Origin of the sequence: Alloscardovia theropitheci (assembly GCF_004332295.1) — a bacterium.
GTDB classification, from domain to species: domain Bacteria; phylum Actinomycetota; class Actinomycetes; order Actinomycetales; family Bifidobacteriaceae; genus Alloscardovia; species Alloscardovia theropitheci.
Genome location: NZ_RXLP01000026.1, coordinates 1 through 17,430, shown reverse-complemented (window position 1 = coordinate 17,430; position 17,430 = coordinate 1). Strand labels below are relative to the sequence as shown.

The window sequence follows — 17,430 nt, the reverse complement described above, 5'->3', positions numbered from 1 at the left end:
GGAGACTGTGTGGATAAAACGATGAGTTTGAGCCAGACGCTGACAATGCGAGAACCAAGTACGGCATCAAAGCCAACATCGCAATCAGCACCATGGCAGTGGAAGCACTATGTGTGCATTGATTCCACGAATCGTGAAGCCGAACGTCTGATATATAGCGGCTCATTCGGTTTGTCATATACCAGCAGAGAAAATCCATGCGTTTCTTTAGTTGTAAGTGCTGATGAGCAAACCCACGGGCGCGGTCGTTTGAATCGTGAATGGGTAAGTGAAGCTTCACAAGGAATGTATGCGAGCTTTGTAGTTACGATGAGCCATGAGTTTTATGAAGCGTATGGTTCGTGGCTATCGACGTGTGCTGGATTGAGCGCAATTTATGCACTTCGAGACGTGTGTAATCTTCCGGTGCAGCTTAAATGGCCCAATGACCTCTATATTGATGGCAAAAAATTGGGCGGAATTTTATGCCAGATGTGTGTGCTGTCGAACGTAAACGATTATTCCTCGGGACAATCTTTCGATCGTTCTCATGCTTCTAATTCAGAAAACGAGCGCATTGCTGTCATTATGGGGATTGGCATTAATATCTCATCGAGTCCTAAGCTCAACAGCTCCAGCGATGAAAGTGATAATCCGTACTCAGCCACGAGTATTGCGGAAAATGTTCGGGAGAGCGCTAGTGGGGTTCATGAACAGGGTGATCGTCATAGTCAACTGATTGATTCTGCTGCCATTGCGCGTGAGCTTATTGTGTCTATCGCCGCACATATCGATGAGTTATTGAAGTCGTTAAAATTGCCTACTTCTCAGGTAGGGGCAATAGATTCGCTGTATTCAGCGGACTCAGCAAAGTCTACGAGCATCCGACCAGTAGCGCCCCAGAATTCAGCTTTAACGAGTTCGGTTTCCCAGAATGTAGCAATCCAGAATTCATCGCAAGAAATTGACTCATCGCAATGCCTTCCATCCATATCGCGTATTCGAGCTGAAGCAGTTGCTTACAGCTGCACGCTTGGAAAACGCGTGAAAGTTGAGTTTGCGCAAAATCTTTCTCAGCTAACCGCACAGTCAAAACCACAGCCAACAGCACAGCAAAAAGCGCAGGAATCGTTACAAACAATTCCTCAAAAACAGCAAGCGTCGTTAGATTCTTCGCATTTTTCAGATTCTTCGCGCATTTTAGACTCTTCTCAGATTCTTGACGAGTCTCGCATCCTGTACGCGACGGCAATTGATATCGCGCAGGACGCGAGCTTAGAAATTCTTCCAGACAATTCTTCAACCACGTTACGTGTCACTGCTGGTGATGTAACACATCTTCGATAGGAGAGTAATGAAAAGACTCTTAATTGCTAATCGTGGAGAAATTGCCCTACGCGTGATTCGTACTGCACGCGAAATGGGCATCGAAACAGTTGCGATCTACTCAGATCAAGATCGCAATGCTCCATACGTTGATATGGCTGATTCTGCGTACCATATGCCAGGTGATACGTATAACGAAACGTATCTGAATATGGATCGCATTCTTGAGATTGCGCAGCGTTCCCAAGCTGATGCTATTCACCCGGGCTACGGCTTCTTGTCTGAAAATGATGAGTTTGCTAAGCGAGTGATAGCAGCCGGTCTTACATGGGTTGGTCCTCATCCTGAAGCGTTATTCGAGCTTGGTGACAAGATTACCGCTCGTCGATTTGCTGTGCGAGCTGATGTAACGCCTGTGCCGGGCATTTCTGAGCCTGTGTCAGATATTCATACTCTGATTAATTTCTGCAATGAATTTGGTTACCCGGTTATGATGAAGCGTGCTGATGGTGGCGGCGGTCATGGTATCACTATTGTGCGCACAGAGGATGATTTGCGTTCGTTCTTTATGAGCCATGATTCCTTGCAGGGTGGCGATTTGGATAAGTACTTCATTGAGAAATTCGTCAGTGAAGCACGCCACGTGGAGACGCAGTGCGGTCGTGATAGTAAGGGTAATTTTACCGTCTACTCGACTCGTGACTGCTCTGTTCAAAGACGCAATCAGAAGTTAATTGAAGAGGCGCCAGCTCCATTCTTGACTCCTGAAGTTGATGAGAAGCTTCATTTGTTCTCCAAGAGGCTCTTTGAAGCTGCACAATATGTGGGGCTTGGCACATGTGAATTCATGGTGACACCTCGAAATGATGTGTACTTCCTTGAAGTTAATCCTCGTTTGCAAGTAGAACATACCGTATCTGAAGAAGTATGCGGATTGGATTTGGTTCGAGAGCAGCTCGTTATCGCTGATGGTGGTGAATTGACTGTTCCAGATTCTATTCGTGGGCACAGCTTCGAGCTTCGCATCACTAGCGAAGACCCAGAGAAGAATCTCACACCTAGCTCTGGCGTAATTGAAAAGCTGTCTTTCCCGTCAGGTCCTGGTATTCGCGTGGACTTTGGAGTTGCTCAAGGTGATACGATTTCGCCAAAATATGATTCTATGATGGGCAAACTCGTCGTTACTGCAGCAAATCGTGACGAAGCAATTGCGCGCGTTCATCGTGCGATTTCAGAGTTCTCCATTGAAGGAATTTCTACTCCAATCGCGTTATATGACGAGATTTTTGCACATGATGACTTCACTGCTCGTGGTAAATCAGGTCGATTTAATGTCACAACGAAATGGCTTGAAAACACGTTTATGAACGAACATGCTCGCACAATGCGTGCAGGCCAGCCGGCAAGTGTGCTGGATCGTTCTGTGAATTCGACAGAGCCAAGCGAGCTCGGATCGTCTCGCGCAAATTCGCAAATTTCATCGCGCAATACGCAAAATACGACATTTGTTGTAGAAGTCGATGATCGTCGTATGAAGATTTCTGTACCAGAATACGTAATTGCAGCCGTCTCGACATCACATAGGCCACTTAATAACCGTAAGACTCAGCCTCTTCGCGGAAGTGGACTCAATACGACGGGCAGTGCAGATACTCCATCGGATGGCGGCTTGATGAGCTCGAATGGTGAGATTAAAGCGCCGATGCAAGCTGTGGTTACTCGTGTGAATGTGGCAGTTGATCAGAGCGTAAATAAGGGTGACTTGCTCGTCGTGCTCGAATCTATGAAGATGGAAAATTACGTTTACGCGCCAATTTCCGGTGTGATAGATGAAATTTACGTAGGCCCTGCCGACGGAGTTGATGCTGGGGAAGCGTTACTCAAGATAAACATTTCTGAGAATTCGAGTTCCGAACGTTCTGATGCGACTGCTAATGAAAAACCAGCGGTATCAAGCGGGCAAAATGAGACAGCCGATTCACGCGAATTAAACGATTTAAACGGTAGCGGCGAAGCCAATGAAAAGGAGGCGAATTAATGGTAACAGAATCGAGCTTAGATTCTTTGGCAGTAGCATCGTCTGCAATCATCACAGGTGATACGAACCAGCCTCTTCGAGCTGAAATTCGCCGTGCTGCCCAGCTTGCACGTGATAGTGAAGACCATGCTCGCGCTCGCCAGCATCCTAAGGGAAAATATACTGCACGTGAGCGTTTGGATTTGCTTTTTGATTCCAATACTTTCGTTGAAGTAGGACGCTTTGCAGGTGGAAATATCAATGAAGGTGTTGCTGGAAGTGCAGTAGTTACTGGATTTGGAATGATTCGTGGACGAAAAGTGGGCGTGTATGCTCAAGACTTTTCCGTACGTGGCGGAACGATGGGTGAAGCAGAGGGCACAAAGATTTGTCATCTTCTTGATATGGCAATGGATTTGAAAGTTCCTGTTATCGCATTGATTGATTCTGGCGGCGCACGTATTCAAGAAGGCGTTGCGGCTCTTACTCAGTATGGTCGTATTTTTAAGAAGACCTGCGAAGCGTCGGGTTTCATCCCTCAAATTTCCTTAATCCTTGGTCCATGCGCTGGAGGCGCGGTATATTGCCCAGCGTTGACGGACATGATCGTGATGACAAAGGAAAATTCCTATATGTTTGTCACGGGTCCTGACGTTGTCAAAGCTGCAACCGGTGAGCATATTTCTATGGATGAGCTTGGTGGCGGTTACGTCCACAATGTCAAGTCAGGTGTGGCTCATTATTTGGGTGAGGATGAGGCAGATGCGATTGACTACGTGCGTGCTGTTATGGCCTATCTGCCAAATAACTGTGATGAACAGCCTCCTCAGTACGCGTATTCGAACGGTCACGCTGAAGATGATGCAGCAAAGCGTATTAGCACCATCGTTCCAGACAATGATCGCCAACCATATGATGTTGTTGATGTCATTCACTGTCTTGTCGATTATGGCGAATTCTTGGAAGTTCATGAATTATTCGCACCATCCGTCGTTGTCGGCTTTGCGTGTATTAAGGGACAAAGCGTAGGAATCGTGGCTAATCAGCCTGCAGTTCGCGCAGGAATTCTTGACGTGGATGCATCTGAAAAACTTGCACGCTTTGTGCGATTGTGCGATGCGTTTAATGTCCCAGTCATCACCTTGGTAGACGTTCCTGGATACAAACCGGGAAGCGATCAAGAGCATGCGGGAATTATTCGCCGTGGTGCGAAAGTTATTTACGCGTATGCTAATGCTCAAGTGCCAATGATTACAGTAATTTTGCGAAAAGCATTTGGCGGCGCATACATCGTAATGGGCTCTAAATCTATGGGAGCTGATTTCAACTTTGCATGGCCAAATTCCCAGATCGCAGTACTTGGAGCAACAGGTGCTGTCAATATTATTCACCGCAAAGAGCTTCGTAAGGCTCGTGATAACGGAGAAAATGTTGAAGAAGTTCGCGCTCGCCTTGTAGCCGAATACGAACAAAGCACTGTTAATGCAAATCTTTCCCTTGAAATGGGTGAAATTGACGCGATGATTGACCCGGGTCAAACCCGCGAAGCCATCGAAGAATCTCTCGTTTTGCTCAAGAATAAGAGCGTTTCTCGCGCTCATCATCGCCGTCATGGCAATCAGCCGTTGTAAAACCGCTGGAAAAGTAGATAAGTAGAAAAGGTTAAATAATGTCACAATCTCTTATGGATCGTTTTAATTCCGAACCATTCGCGCTGCTTTTTGGCGGTCAGTCCACTCCATGGAACAACGCGCTCAATGATTTGAAGAATAATGCAAGCGTATTCGATCGTCTGAAGACATACATGGCAGACGCCAAAGCTCTGATGAGCCCGATTTCAACGGACGCATTAGCTATTACAGGTCGAGATATTGATATCTTTGAATTTGCTAATGCTAACTTGGTACTGGGAAAAGCAGCAGATGCTGTGGTATCCGTACCGGGAATTGTTACAGCTCAACTGGGTGCTTTGCTCGATAGCGTAGACCTCGGATTAAAGCTCGACAATGATCATCTTGTTACAATTCAAGGTCATTCTCAAGGCGTACTTTCAGTAGAAATTGCACGTACGATTCAAGCTCATCAGGCTGGGCAAATCAGCGAACAAGAAGCAAACGAACGTATCGTATCCATTCTTGCTCTTGCACAGTTCATCGGACTAGCAGCTACTCGCACTACACGTACTTTGCAGACCTCGCAGAAGCCGAACGGTAATGTCGTAGCAAGTGGCGCTACCTATATGCTTTCAATTAAGGGTATTACTCGCCAGCAGGTCGAAACGCTCATCTCTCGCGTAGAAAATGCAGATGATAATAATTCTGAGAATACACACGGCCCTATTTCCGTTGCTGTGAAGAACTCTCCAACTCATTTCGTCGTATCTGGCTATCCTGCAGACTTGCTCGCATTGCAAGTTCAGGCTGAACGTGAGCACGCTCATCAGCTGGCTTTGCGTGATTCCAAGGTACGTGGTGGAAGCGTATTTGACCCACAGATGGAATATCTTGAGGTGAGCGTTCCGTTCCACAGCCCATTGATGAATGAAGCTGTCAATCAGGTAGTCGCATGGGCACAAGAATGTGGAATCGATGCTCAGTTCGCGCGCGCAATGGCAAGCCATGTTTTGGTTGACCCTGTGGATTGGGTTGCAGACATTGATGCTGCTATTAACGCACAAGGTGTGAATTCAACTGAACTCTGGCTTGTTGATATGGGGCCTGGAACTACTGTCGGCAAGCTGAGCATGGCTTTGGTTGATGGTCTAGGTGTAGGTATCATCAATGCGGCAACGTCTGCAGATCGAGTCGCAATGGTCACAGCTGGAACAAAGTTTGATCGTACAGCTGATTGGTCACGTTTTGCACCAGAAGTGAAGAAAACTGGTCATGGTCTTCAAGTTTCTACAGCTTTCACTAAGCTCACCGGTCGTGCTCCAATTTTGCTCGCAGGCATGACTCCAACCACCGTAGATGCTGAACTTGTTGCCGCTGCTGCGAATGCAGGCTACTGGGCTGAAATGGCCGGCGGCGGTCAGGTAACTGAAGAAGTATTTGATGCTCATATGAACGATCTGGAAAATCTCTTAGATGAAGGTCGTGCCATTGAGTTCAATACGATGTTTATGGATCGTTACCTTTGGGGTCTTCAGTTCGGTTCTAAACGAATCGTAGCAAAGAAGCGCGCATCTGGTGCTCCAATCGATGGTGTCATCATTTCTGCAGGTATTCCTGAATTTGAAGAAGGTGTCGAACTCGTTCACTCTCTTCGCGCTGATGGCTTCCCATATGTCGGTTTCAAGCCAGGAACTGTAGCTCAAATCGAGCAGGTTATTCGCATTGCTCAAGCGGTAGCTCCAACGAAGATCTTGATGGAAGTCGAAGGCGGTCTCGCAGGTGGTCACCATTCTTGGGAGAGCTTGGATGATTTGCTTATCAGTACGTATGGTAAGACTCGTGAAAATGACAATATCGTTCTTGTCGTTGGTGGCGGTATCGGTACACCAGAGCGTGCAGCTGATTATATTGATGGTAGCTGGTCTGCGCAGTATGATCTTCCAGCTATGCCTGTTGATGGTGTGCTCGTAGGTACTGCAGCAATGACTGCTAAGGAAGCTCATACAAGCCCACAGGTTAAGGAATTCCTCGTAAATACTCCAGGAATTACCGATTTTACTGAGAATGATGATCCATTTGCTCCACGTAGCGAACGATGGGTTCCAGCAGGTGGACATGTCGGTGGCGTAGCATCTGGTTTGTCTCATTTGCATGCTGATATCTATGAAATCGAAAATTCTTCTGCCCGCGCTGGTCGTTTGATTGCTCAAGTGGAAAAGAATCCTGAAGAGCTTATTACTCGTCGTCAAGAAATTATCGATGCGATTAACAAGACTTCGAAGCCTTATTTCGGCGATGTAGAAGATATGACATATCTCGAAATGGCTCAGCGCTTTGCACAATTGAGCTATCCTTGGGCTGATACGACATATGTCGATCGATTCTTGCATCTTTTGCAGCGTATCGAGGCTCGTGTTGTCGATAAGGATCATGGCGAGTTCGAGTCGATTTTTGCTGGCGTTGATGACGTAAGAGAAGCAGATAGCGCATTGAAGAAGCTTGCTGAGGCATATCCTGCTGCTTCCCAACTCAAAGTGACGACAAGCGATGCTGCATGGCTTCCGACTTTGTGCCGTGAATATCCAAAGCCAATGCCATTCGTACCTGTTATTGATGGCGATTTGCTGCGCTGGTGGGGGCAAGATCAGCTCTGGCAGTCTGAAGATCCTCGTTATAGCGCTGACTCAGTTCGTATCATTCCTGGACCAATTTCCGTGGCTGGAATTACGACGAAAGATGAGCCAATTGCTGATATCCTTGGTCGCTTTGAGCAGGCATGCGTCGATCGTGTAGCAGGACAACACAGTGTAGCGGGACAACACAGTGTAGCGGGACAGCACAGCGTAGCGGGCGATAATGATTCTGCTGAATCCGTGTATGCTCTTCTTGCTGATAGTGCCCAGGCTGATGACTTTATCCGCAACGCGCCAACGATTTCATGGGTCGGACACGTTATGGATAATCCTGCGTACCAGTCCAAAGCTGAAGATGGTTTCTACGAGATAAAGCCAGTAGGTGAAAAAGACGGATGGCTACAGTTCGATCTCGATATCCATTTGGACACTCACTGGGATAACGATCCTGACAGTGGAATTTCTAAGCACGCTGTGCGCGATATCGTCGTTCCACTAAATATCAATCCTGATCAGCCAAGCCGTATGCCAGTTGTTGATGGTGAACGTTTGAGCAAGCATGTGTATGCGATGCTCGCTGCGACAGCTGGTATGGGAAATACTGCGATCACAGGCGACAAGCTCGTTGATATGCCACAGATTATCGCTCCAACAGATGATGAGCGTGACGCTCAGCCATTCGGTCATGCTGTCACATCGTATACGTTGAGTGCAAACCTTGGCATTGATCATCAAGCTGCAACTGGTGGCGCTTTGCCAGCGGATCTCATTACGAGCCGTATCGCTCCAGATGCTCTTGTCGGTCCTGCATGGCCAGCAATTTATGCTGCTCTTGGATCTGTATATATCGGCACTATGCCAATTATCGAAGGTCTTTTGAACGCAGTTCATTTGGATCATATGATTGCTTTGCGCGTTACTGAGGAAGAATTGCTTTCTCATACTGGTGAGAAGATCAATCTTCTGAGCTGGGCTGAGAACTACGCAGAGTCTGCTTCTGGTCGTGTCGTTACTATCCACGTACAGCACAGCGCACAAGACGGAACCGTACTTGCTGATGAAGTAGAGCGTTTTGCTATCCGCGGTCGCGCATATTCAAACGCCTTGCCTGTAACCGTCGCTCCTTATGGTGGGGTAGAAGGTGACGTTAAGGACACAGCACGTCGTCTTCTTCGCCGAGTTACCGTAACTGCTCCAGAGGATATGACTGCATTTGCTCGTACTTCCGGTGACTTCAACCCAATTCATACGTCCGTTCGTGGCGCGCGTGTAAGCGGTCTGACAGCTCCGTTGGTACACGGTATGTGGCTGTCAGCCACTGCTCAGCATGCTGTACAAAGCACAGATATCAAGGGCGCACATTACGAAATCGAAGGCTGGACATACACCATGTATGGCATGGTTCAGCTTAATGATGAGGTAGAAATTTCTATCGAACGCGTCGGCAAGGTTGACTGTGGTGGTCTTGTACTTGAAGTTACAAGCCGAGTAAATAAGGAAATCGTATCTGTCGGTACTGCAATCGTTCGTGCTCCTGAATCCGCATACGTTTATCCTGGTCAGGGAATTCAGAGCCAGGGAATGGTTTTGAACGAACGCGCTAGCTCTCCAGCAGCTCGCGAAGTATGGGAGCGTGCAGATAAGGTAACTCGCGAAAAGCTGGGATTCTCTATCCTTGCAGTCGTTCGTGATAATCCAACCGAGCTCACTGCAAAGGGCGTGACATATCGTCACCCTGAAGGTTTGCTCAATCTGACGCAGTTTACTCAGGTTGCTTTGGCTACCGTAGCATTTGCTCAAAGTGCTCGTATGCGTGAAGCAGGAGTAACTTTCGAGCCAGCATACTTTGCTGGACATTCTTTGGGCGAATACAATGCTTTGGGCGCATTCGCGCAAATTATCCCACTCGAGACAGTTGTAGAACTGGTATTCCATCGCGGATCGACTATGCATCACCTCATCGAACGTGACGAGAAGGGTCGTTCCAACTACCGTATGGGTGCTCTTCGTCCAAACCAGTTCGGTGTAACTGACGCTACCGTTAAGGATTACATCGCGCAGGTGGCGAAGGAATCTGGCGAATTCTTGGAGATTGTAAACTTCAATCTTGCTGGATCACAGTATGCAATTGCTGGAACTATCGCAGGTCTTGAATACTTGAATCGTGATGCCTCAGCTCGAGCAGCTGCTGCTGGTGGTAAGCGTCCGTTCATGTACGTACCTGGAATTGACGTGCCATTCCACTCAACGAAGCTTCGCTCCGGTGTGCCAGAGTTCCGCGATAAGCTCGATGCATTGCTTCCAGCTTATATTGATTACTCTGTGCTTGAAGGTCGTTATATTCCAAATCTTGTCGCTCGTCCTTTCGAGATGACGAAGGACTTTGCGCGTTCTATCCTCGAAGTAGTTCCATCTGAACGCATTGAAGCAGCTCTTGCTGATGATGCGGTATGGAATTCCTACGCTGCAGATGATCAAAAGCTTGGCCGTTTGCTCTTGACAGAATTGCTCAGCTGGCAGTTTGCTTCACCAGTTCGCTGGATCGAAACTCAAGCACTCCTCTTCACTCCTCGTGAAAAGGGCGGACTTGGCGTAGAAAATTATGTCGAAGTAGGTCTTGGAAATGCTCCAACATTGGCAAATATGGGTGCTCGTACATTGAAGCTTCCACAGTTTGCTGATTTGCAGACGACTGTCTATAACGTAGGTCGTGACGAAGCTCGCGTATACTGCACTGATACTGATACAGATTCGTTGGTCAAGGACAATGCTCCGGTAGTAGAAGAAAGCGTTGAAACTGCATCGACTTCATCTGCATCGGCTGAGGCTGCAGTAGAAACGGCTCCAGCAGCTGCTGCTCCTGTAGCATCTGCTCCGGCTGCATCTGCTCCAGCTCAGGCTCAGGCTCAGGCTTCAACGGGTGGCGCTCCAGCAGCAGATATTACGTTCACCGCATCAGACGCTATCGCAACTTTGCTCGCATACAGTGCAAAGGTACGAGTCGATCAAATTGGTGATGCTGATACTACTGATACGTTGACTAATGGTGTCTCGTCCAAGCGTAATCAGCTTTTGATGGATATTAGCTCTGAATTATCAGTAGCTAGCGTTGAAGGTGCTGCCGAAGCAACAGTCAGTGCATTGTACGGCATTGTCAATAGCGTAGCTCCTCACTATAAGGCATTCGGCCCTGTGCTCTCTGATGCTGTACGTGAACGTTTGCACGCTCTCTTCGGAGCTGCTGGCGTTAAGGCGACATATATCGCTAAGCGTCTAGAAACCGCATGGGGACTTGGTTCTGGCTGGGTAAACGCTGTAACAGCCGACATTTTGCTGAACACTCGTGAAGGTGCAAGCTCTCGTGGCGGCGATTTGGCAACTCTTCCAAGCGGCGCAGTATCTAATGCTTCTGGTGCTGATGCCTTGATTGATCAGGCTGTCCAGGAAGTGGCTGCTGCTCGTGGTGTAGCAGTATCGATGGTTTCTGCTGGTGCTGGAGCATCGGGTGGGGTAGTTGATTCTGCTGCATTGAATGAATTTGCTGAAAAAGTCACTGGTCAAGACGGCGTACTTGCTCAGACAGCTCGCTTTGTTCTTCAGCAAATCGGAGCAGTTCCAACCCCAACTGACGATGTAGAAGACAATAATGCGGCAGTTGTAGAGGCTGTTGAAGCTGAACTTGGTTCGAATTGGGTCAAGCAAGTAGAGCCACGATTTGATGAACGTAAGGCAATTCTTATCGACGATCGCTGGGCAAGCGCTCGCGAAGATCTTGCTCACATGTATTTCGATAAGGACGAAAGCGTAGCTTCTCATGTCTTTGAAGGCGCCGGAAATATAATTGCTGATCAAGCAGCATGGTATGCAAAGCGTGCTAATGCAGATGGTAATACTTCTCTCGCACAAGCATTCCTCGATATCGAGTCACGTGCAAACGCAAAGAAAGCACAGGCGAAGTTCGCTCAGGACATAGCTATCGTTACTGGTGTATCGGCTAACTCGATTGCAGGTGAAGTCGTAGCAAAGCTTCTTGAAGGTGGCGCTACTGTTATCGCTACAAGCCATAGCTTCAAGCCAAGCATCAAGGAATGGGCTAAGGATATTTACCGTGCTCATGCTACATCCGGTGCAAAGCTCTGGCTCGTTCCTGCAAATCTGTCAAGCTTCCGCGATGTGGATGCATTGGTTGCATGGGTTGGCTCTGAGCAGAAGGAAACTCATGGTGCGACGACGACCGTTATCAAGCCGGCTTTGAGCCCAACTCTCTTCTTCCCATTCGCAGCTCCTCCAGTACACGGTACATTGGCTGATTCTGGTGAGCTCTTCGAGTCTCAAGCTCGTTTGATGCTGTGGGGTGTGGAGCGTGCTATCGCTGGATTTGCGCCACTTGGAGCAGAAACGAATGTAGCTCATCGTTTGCACGTCGTCCTTCCTGGCTCTCCTAACCGCGGTATCTTCGGTGGAGATGGTGCATATGGTGAAGTGAAGTCCGCATTCGATGCCATCGTTACCCGTGCTCATGCAGAGACAGTATGGTCTGATCATGTCACCTTTGCTCATCCTCGCATTGGTTGGGTTCGTGGAACGGGTCTTATGGGTGGAAATGATCCGCTCGTAGAAGTCGTAGAATCCCGCGGTATTCATACCTATACGACAGCTCAGATGGCTGACGAACTTCTCGCACTGTGCACGTCTGATGCTCGCGAGCAGGCAAAGACTGCTGCATTGAACGTAGATCTCACAGGCGGTCTTGGAAACGAACCATTGGATATCAACGAACTTCGTGAAGAAGCAATGGCTCGTGAGGCAGAGCGTTCGGCAGCTGCTGCTCCTTCAGAAACGGATGAGGATAAGCGTGTCATTTTGAAGGCTCTTCCAACTCCGGAAATTCCAACTCAGGCTGTGGTTCATGAGCAAGATTGGACAGGTGTAACTGCCCGCCCAGAAGATGAAGTGGTCATCGTTAATATCGGTGAGCTTGGTCCTTGGGGCTTTGGTCGCACTCGTTTGCAAGCTGAACTTGGTATTAAGTCTGATGGTTCTGTCGATTTGAACGCAACTGGCGTTATCGAATTGGCATGGAATATGGGTCTTATTTCTTGGTCTGATTCGCCAAAGCCGGGCTGGTATGACAAGGATGGAAACCTCGTTCCAGAAGAAGATATCTACGATCGATTCCATGATGAGGTCGTTGCTCGAAGCGGTATTCGTCCATTTGAAGATGGTATGGGTAATGATTTTGAGCATGGTACGAACGAAGATGCAGCTGAGGTCTTCCTTGACCATGACATTACATTCTCGGTAGCAGACGAAAAGACTGCTCGTGAATATGTCGATATGGATGAAGCTCATACGACTATTTCCTTCGATGAGGAAAATGGCGAATGGCTCGTTACCCGTGCTCAAGGATCGTCTGTACATGTCCCACGTCGCACGACCATGACTCGTACAGTCGGAGGACAGTTCCCAGAAGGATTTGACCCAACTCGTTGGGGTATCCCAAGCTCGATGGTTGGCGATGTCGATCAGATCGCATTATGGAATATCGTCACTGCTGTGGATGCATTCATCTCAGCAGGCTTTACTCCAGCAGAAATTTTGCAGTCTGTCCATCCATCACAGCTGGCAAGCACACAGGGAACAGGCTTCGGTGGCATGTCTTCCATGCGCAAGCTGTACTTGGAGCGCTTCTTGAATAAGGAATACCCAAGCGACATCTTGCAGGAAGCTCTGCCAAACGTTGTAGCTGCTCACGTCATGCAGTCCTACATCGGTGGCTATGGCAATATGATTCAGCCAGTATCAGCATGTGCAACTGCTGCTGTGTCTGTCGAAGAAGGATTCGATAAGATCAAGCTCGGCAAGGCAGACTTCGTCGTAGCAGGTGCAATCGATGACATCGGTACTGAGTCAGTAAACGGCTTCGGCTACATGAATGCGACCGCAAATTCGCAAGAAATGTATGATAAGGGAATCGATTCACGATTCTTCTCTCGTGCAAACGATCGTCGTCGTGGCGGATTCGTCGAATCTCAGGGTGGCGGTACTGTGCTCTTGACTCGCGGTGACATCGCTTTGGAGCTTGGACTTCCGGTTGCAGGTGTAATCGGATACGTACGTTCCTTCGCAGATGGTGCTCATACCTCCATCCCAGCTCCAGGACTTGGCGCTCTGGCAGCAGCCCAGGGTGGTACTCGCTCTCAGCTTGTACGAGATCTGGCAGCGCTTGGTGTATCCGCTGACGATATCGCAGTGGTATCCAAGCACGATACTTCTACGAATGCGAACGATCCAAACGAATCCGAGCTTCACAACACCGTCGCTCATGCAATCGGCCGCGCCGAAGGAAACCCACTGTATGTGATTTCCCAAAAGAGCCTGACCGGTCACGCTAAGGGTGGTGCGGCAATCTTCCAGATGCATGGTCTTACCGACCTCTTCCATACAGGAATCATCCCAGCAAACGCTTCTCTTGACGTAGTCGACGACAAACTTGAGCGCGATGATCATATGGTGTGGTTCAAGAAGCCAATGAATATCGCAGCTGGCGGCCATGATGTCAAGGCTGGATTGGTTACATCTCTTGGATTCGGACACGTCTCTGGTTTCGTCGCTGTCGTACATCCAGGTGCATTCGAAGCAGCAGTACGAAATACTGTCGGCGCAGATGCTTTGGAGGAGTGGAAGTCTCGTGCAAATGCTCGTCTAGCTGAAGGTCATCGCCATGTAGAGCGTGCAATGCGCGGATCTGCAGTGCTCTTCGAACAAATCGACAACCGTCGCTACCACGAAGACTCACGCCGAGCAGGCTATGATGCTCATGAAGTCGAAAAGGCAATGCTTCTCAATCCTGAAGCTCGCCTCGGTGAGAGCGGATACTACGAGAAGTAGGGGAGAGCGCTAGATAGGTTGGCGATAGGATGGTTTGGCTGTTGCGTAGTGGCGGCTAAGCCATCAAGCCGGAGATTATCTAGCCAAGGGTAACGAAATGGGGTTTGCATGCCAAATGGTGTGCAAACCCCATTTAATTTTCTTATACAGTTAACTAGAAATTAGCTCATCCTAGTCGAGGAAGTAGTTATCTATTTCCTCCTTATTCTTAAGAATCTCATTTTCAGATACGCCAAGAGTTTGTGCAAGCTCAATTGAACCATTAAATGCTTTCTCAATATCTGGAGAAAAGGCACGAGATAAAATCTCAAGGTACTCTTGCATATTTTGGTTAATTTGCTCTATGCATTCTTGATATTCTTTATCGAGCTGCTTGGTAAGTGCTTCAATCTGTTCCTTATATTCGTTAAGGATTTTGGATTCTTTAAGCACATCTTTAACGATGGAATACATATACGTAGCGACAGCATTACCGACAAGCGGGCCAACTATAGGAACAGGGATAAGAGCTTGTCCTAGGATCGAGCCAATAGCTGATACAGCAGAATCCATGCATACCATTTCGGCTTGTGAAATGAATTCATCCTTTGTGATTTCATGATTTCGGAATTTAAATGCTGCTTCTGCAATACCAAGTGCAGCGGTAACAGCCGATGTAGCAACGGTTCCATCCATGTGGAGCGCGTTTGTCATTAAATACACGCTTGATCCGCGAATAGCACCTTTGGCTGTACCAATACCTGTATCCTTAAGAATATCTATCCATTCATTTTGAGTGATATCGGAAAGATGCTTACCGTTACCGAGCTTGCCCTTAATGGCTATAGCAAACGAGGTGGCACCTTCTAGCGCGGCGCCGATAACGGTTGCTTGTGCTCCTTCTTTGAGGTTAGGTTTGTGTTCTGCCTGTATATCGGCTCGAATTTTTTGATCCTCTTCATGAATAGCTTTGTTTTGAGCTTTCATAGTTTTGTGAATCTGATTTGCTTGAACATCTGCATAGCTATGTTCAGCAGGTTCAATTTTAGAAGACAGATTCTTGTGATTATGGAGCATCTCACGGATACTTCTATATTGCGATGGAGTTATATCGCTATTTTTTGTAAGACGAGCCGCCTCTTGTGGTGACATGTTACGTACCCGTTGGATTTTCTCATAGAAATCTTTCGGAATAACATACTTACCGCCCTTTTTTATGAATTCCGGGTATTTCTGCAGGTGCTCTTCAACAGCGTTAAGTGAAAACTTGCCTCCGGTCTCCACAAATTTGAGCTGTAAAGGTGTATTCTCCCTGAGTAAATCTACGGGGCCATTATCATCTACCCAAGAATAAAGAAGTTTTTTGCCCTGGACAGCGCTTTTAGCATTTTTAACACCGACTTCAGCTGCTTCAGCTATAAAGCCATGTACGCCGGTCGTGCCGCCACGATTTGTGAGGATAATATGGTTAATTTTCCCCATGGCATCTCGCATGATTTGTGTTGCCTCAGCCAAGTTCTTGTCCTGTGTAGTTAGTTTTCTTGTGAGATCATCAATTCTTAATTGATTGATGAGGTTAACCAATTGCCCAACTAGTTGCTCTTCAGCAGGTTTGGCTACATCTTCGATATCTGCCATAGTCTTAAACCTCTTAGATTTATTTGTTCTTTTCATCCTCAGTAGTTGCGTCATCTGAAGTTACTGCGATATGTTCAGCAAGTAACGCAGATAAAGACTTAGTGTTATTTACTAATGTTCCTAGCTTCATCTGCATATCCGGATTCAGCTCTGTATAATCAGCACCAAATGTTGGTGCACATTCCAAGAAAGCATGAGAAAGATTAATTCTGAGATTATTAATTTTTTCTTCGAGCGCAGTTACCTTAAGAGTCGTTTCTTTGACTTCTTCGGTATTCTTCTTAAGTGCTATAAGATTTTTCTGTCGTTCAGCGTCTACTTCCATCTGTCCGTGGGTATATAAAAATGCTGAGCCAAGAATAGTAGCACCGGCCAATCCCCATCCTACTGGTCCTGCTAGTGCCAGAAGTGCATTACCGCCCGCGATTCCGCCACCGCCGGCTGCAAGAGCGCCTCCGCCGAGCCAAGCAAGAGCTGCTGAGTTTGCAGCAGCTCCGGATAGAGCTGAGATAGCAACACCAGTAGAGGCCGTCCCGAAAGTAGTTGCCGTCCAAATAGCTGCAGTAGGAGCGAGGAGTGCTACAGCAGCTCCTGCTGCTGCACTCGCTGCGTTCTTACGAGCATTATCGATTTCTTTTCTGGCAAACTCTTCAGTATCAGTGAAGGATTTCTTCTGTACAATGATTTCTTCAATATCAGTTTCAAAAGTTTTTGGCGTATGAGCAATGGAATTGATAAGTTCCGTGATGTAATCTATGAATTCAGCGGATTTCTCACGAGAACTGAGCAACTTAAAACCGGGATGGTTCAAATCGTTATAAGCGATATTATATTGGTCGGTTGCGGCTTGGTATTCTTTCTGATCTGAATCATCGTGTGTAATTGCTTTTGCAGCACTATTATATGCATAAGCTGCTGTCTCACCCACTGTGTTTGCTGCATCACCAATCGCATTTCCTGCTTGCTGTGCGGTATCCATTGCTACTTTCTGTATACCATCGGATTCAATTCGCTTTTGAGTATCAGCGATTTGATCGCCGATAAATTTCGCTGCATCTCCGGCAGCTTTCTGTGTATTTTGAATCGCCCCTCCAACAGCATTGCCTGCTTGCTGTGCCGCATCGCCAGCTGCTTTCATCGCATTATTAGCGAAATCTCCAGCTGCGTTTAGAGCGCCATTGATGTCGAATTCGAATCCCATATTTAGACCTTTCTGATACGGGTTGATTTGTTCATAACGATTTCATGCAAGCCTAATCCGTCAGATTGCGCATGATGCCGTTATTTACGCAAATTACTCCATCGCTAATTTCTTTAATTTTTAATAAGGGGTGGGGACTTTACTGACTGGGGT

At 47.5% G+C, this 17,430-nt stretch carries 6 protein-coding genes; 4 read left to right on the top strand and 2 right to left on the bottom strand.

The window, feature by feature from the left end:
- The first annotated feature begins 9 nt into the window (after positions 1–9).
- The 4 genes from EJ419_RS06600 to EJ419_RS06585 are packed head-to-tail and all read left to right on the top strand — an operon-like array spanning position 10 to position 14,459.
- Positions 10–1,326 (top strand): biotin--[acetyl-CoA-carboxylase] ligase, encoded by a 1,317-nt coding sequence (locus EJ419_RS06600; RefSeq protein ID WP_131284876.1) that lies wholly within the window; start codon positions 10–12, stop codon positions 1,324–1,326.
- A 7-nt stretch (positions 1,327–1,333) separates the two neighbouring features.
- The gene (locus EJ419_RS06595; protein ID WP_131284874.1) at positions 1,334–3,343 is read left to right on the top strand and encodes an acetyl/propionyl/methylcrotonyl-CoA carboxylase subunit alpha; all 2,010 of its coding nucleotides are present in this window, start codon (positions 1,334–1,336) and stop codon (positions 3,341–3,343) included.
- A complete protein-coding gene (locus EJ419_RS06590; RefSeq protein ID WP_131284872.1) occupies positions 3,343–4,953 on the top strand; it encodes an acyl-CoA carboxylase subunit beta in 1,611 nt (536 codons plus the stop codon). Before EJ419_RS06595 ends, EJ419_RS06590 begins: the two co-directional genes overlap by 1 nt.
- Positions 4,954–4,991: 38 nt before the next feature.
- The gene (locus tag EJ419_RS06585; RefSeq protein ID WP_131284870.1) at positions 4,992–14,459 is read left to right on the top strand and encodes a type I polyketide synthase; all 9,468 of its coding nucleotides are present in this window, start codon (positions 4,992–4,994) and stop codon (positions 14,457–14,459) included.
- Positions 14,460–14,630: 171 nt separating this feature from the next.
- Here EJ419_RS06585 and EJ419_RS06580 read toward each other — a convergent pair whose 3' ends face one another.
- Positions 14,631–16,076 carry a hypothetical protein gene (locus EJ419_RS06580; RefSeq protein WP_131284867.1) on the bottom strand — a complete coding sequence of 482 codons (1,446 nt, stop codon included), beginning with the start codon at positions 16,074–16,076 and terminating at the stop codon, positions 14,631–14,633.
- Between the two features lie 19 nt (positions 16,077–16,095).
- Positions 16,096–17,277, bottom strand: coding sequence for a hypothetical protein (locus EJ419_RS06575; protein WP_131284865.1), 1,182 nt, complete (start codon positions 17,275–17,277; stop codon positions 16,096–16,098).
- Between the last annotated feature and the right edge of the window lie 153 nt (positions 17,278–17,430).

Bases quoted from the DNA above. Each gene is read 5' to 3' on its own strand.
- EJ419_RS06595 (WP_131284874.1), top strand. From the start codon at position 1,334: ATGAAAAGACTCTTAATTGCTAATCGTGGAGAAATTGCCCTACGCGTG.
- EJ419_RS06590 (WP_131284872.1), top strand. From the start codon at position 3,343: ATGGTAACAGAATCGAGCTTAGATTCTTTGGCAGTAGCATCGTCTGCA.
- EJ419_RS06575 (WP_131284865.1), bottom strand. From the start codon at position 17,277: ATGGGATTCGAATTCGACATCAATGGCGCTCTAAACGCAGCTGGAGAT.
- EJ419_RS06585 (WP_131284870.1), top strand. From the start codon at position 4,992: ATGTCACAATCTCTTATGGATCGTTTTAATTCCGAACCATTCGCGCTG.
- EJ419_RS06580 (WP_131284867.1), bottom strand. From the start codon at position 16,076: ATGGCAGATATCGAAGATGTAGCCAAACCTGCTGAAGAGCAACTAGTT.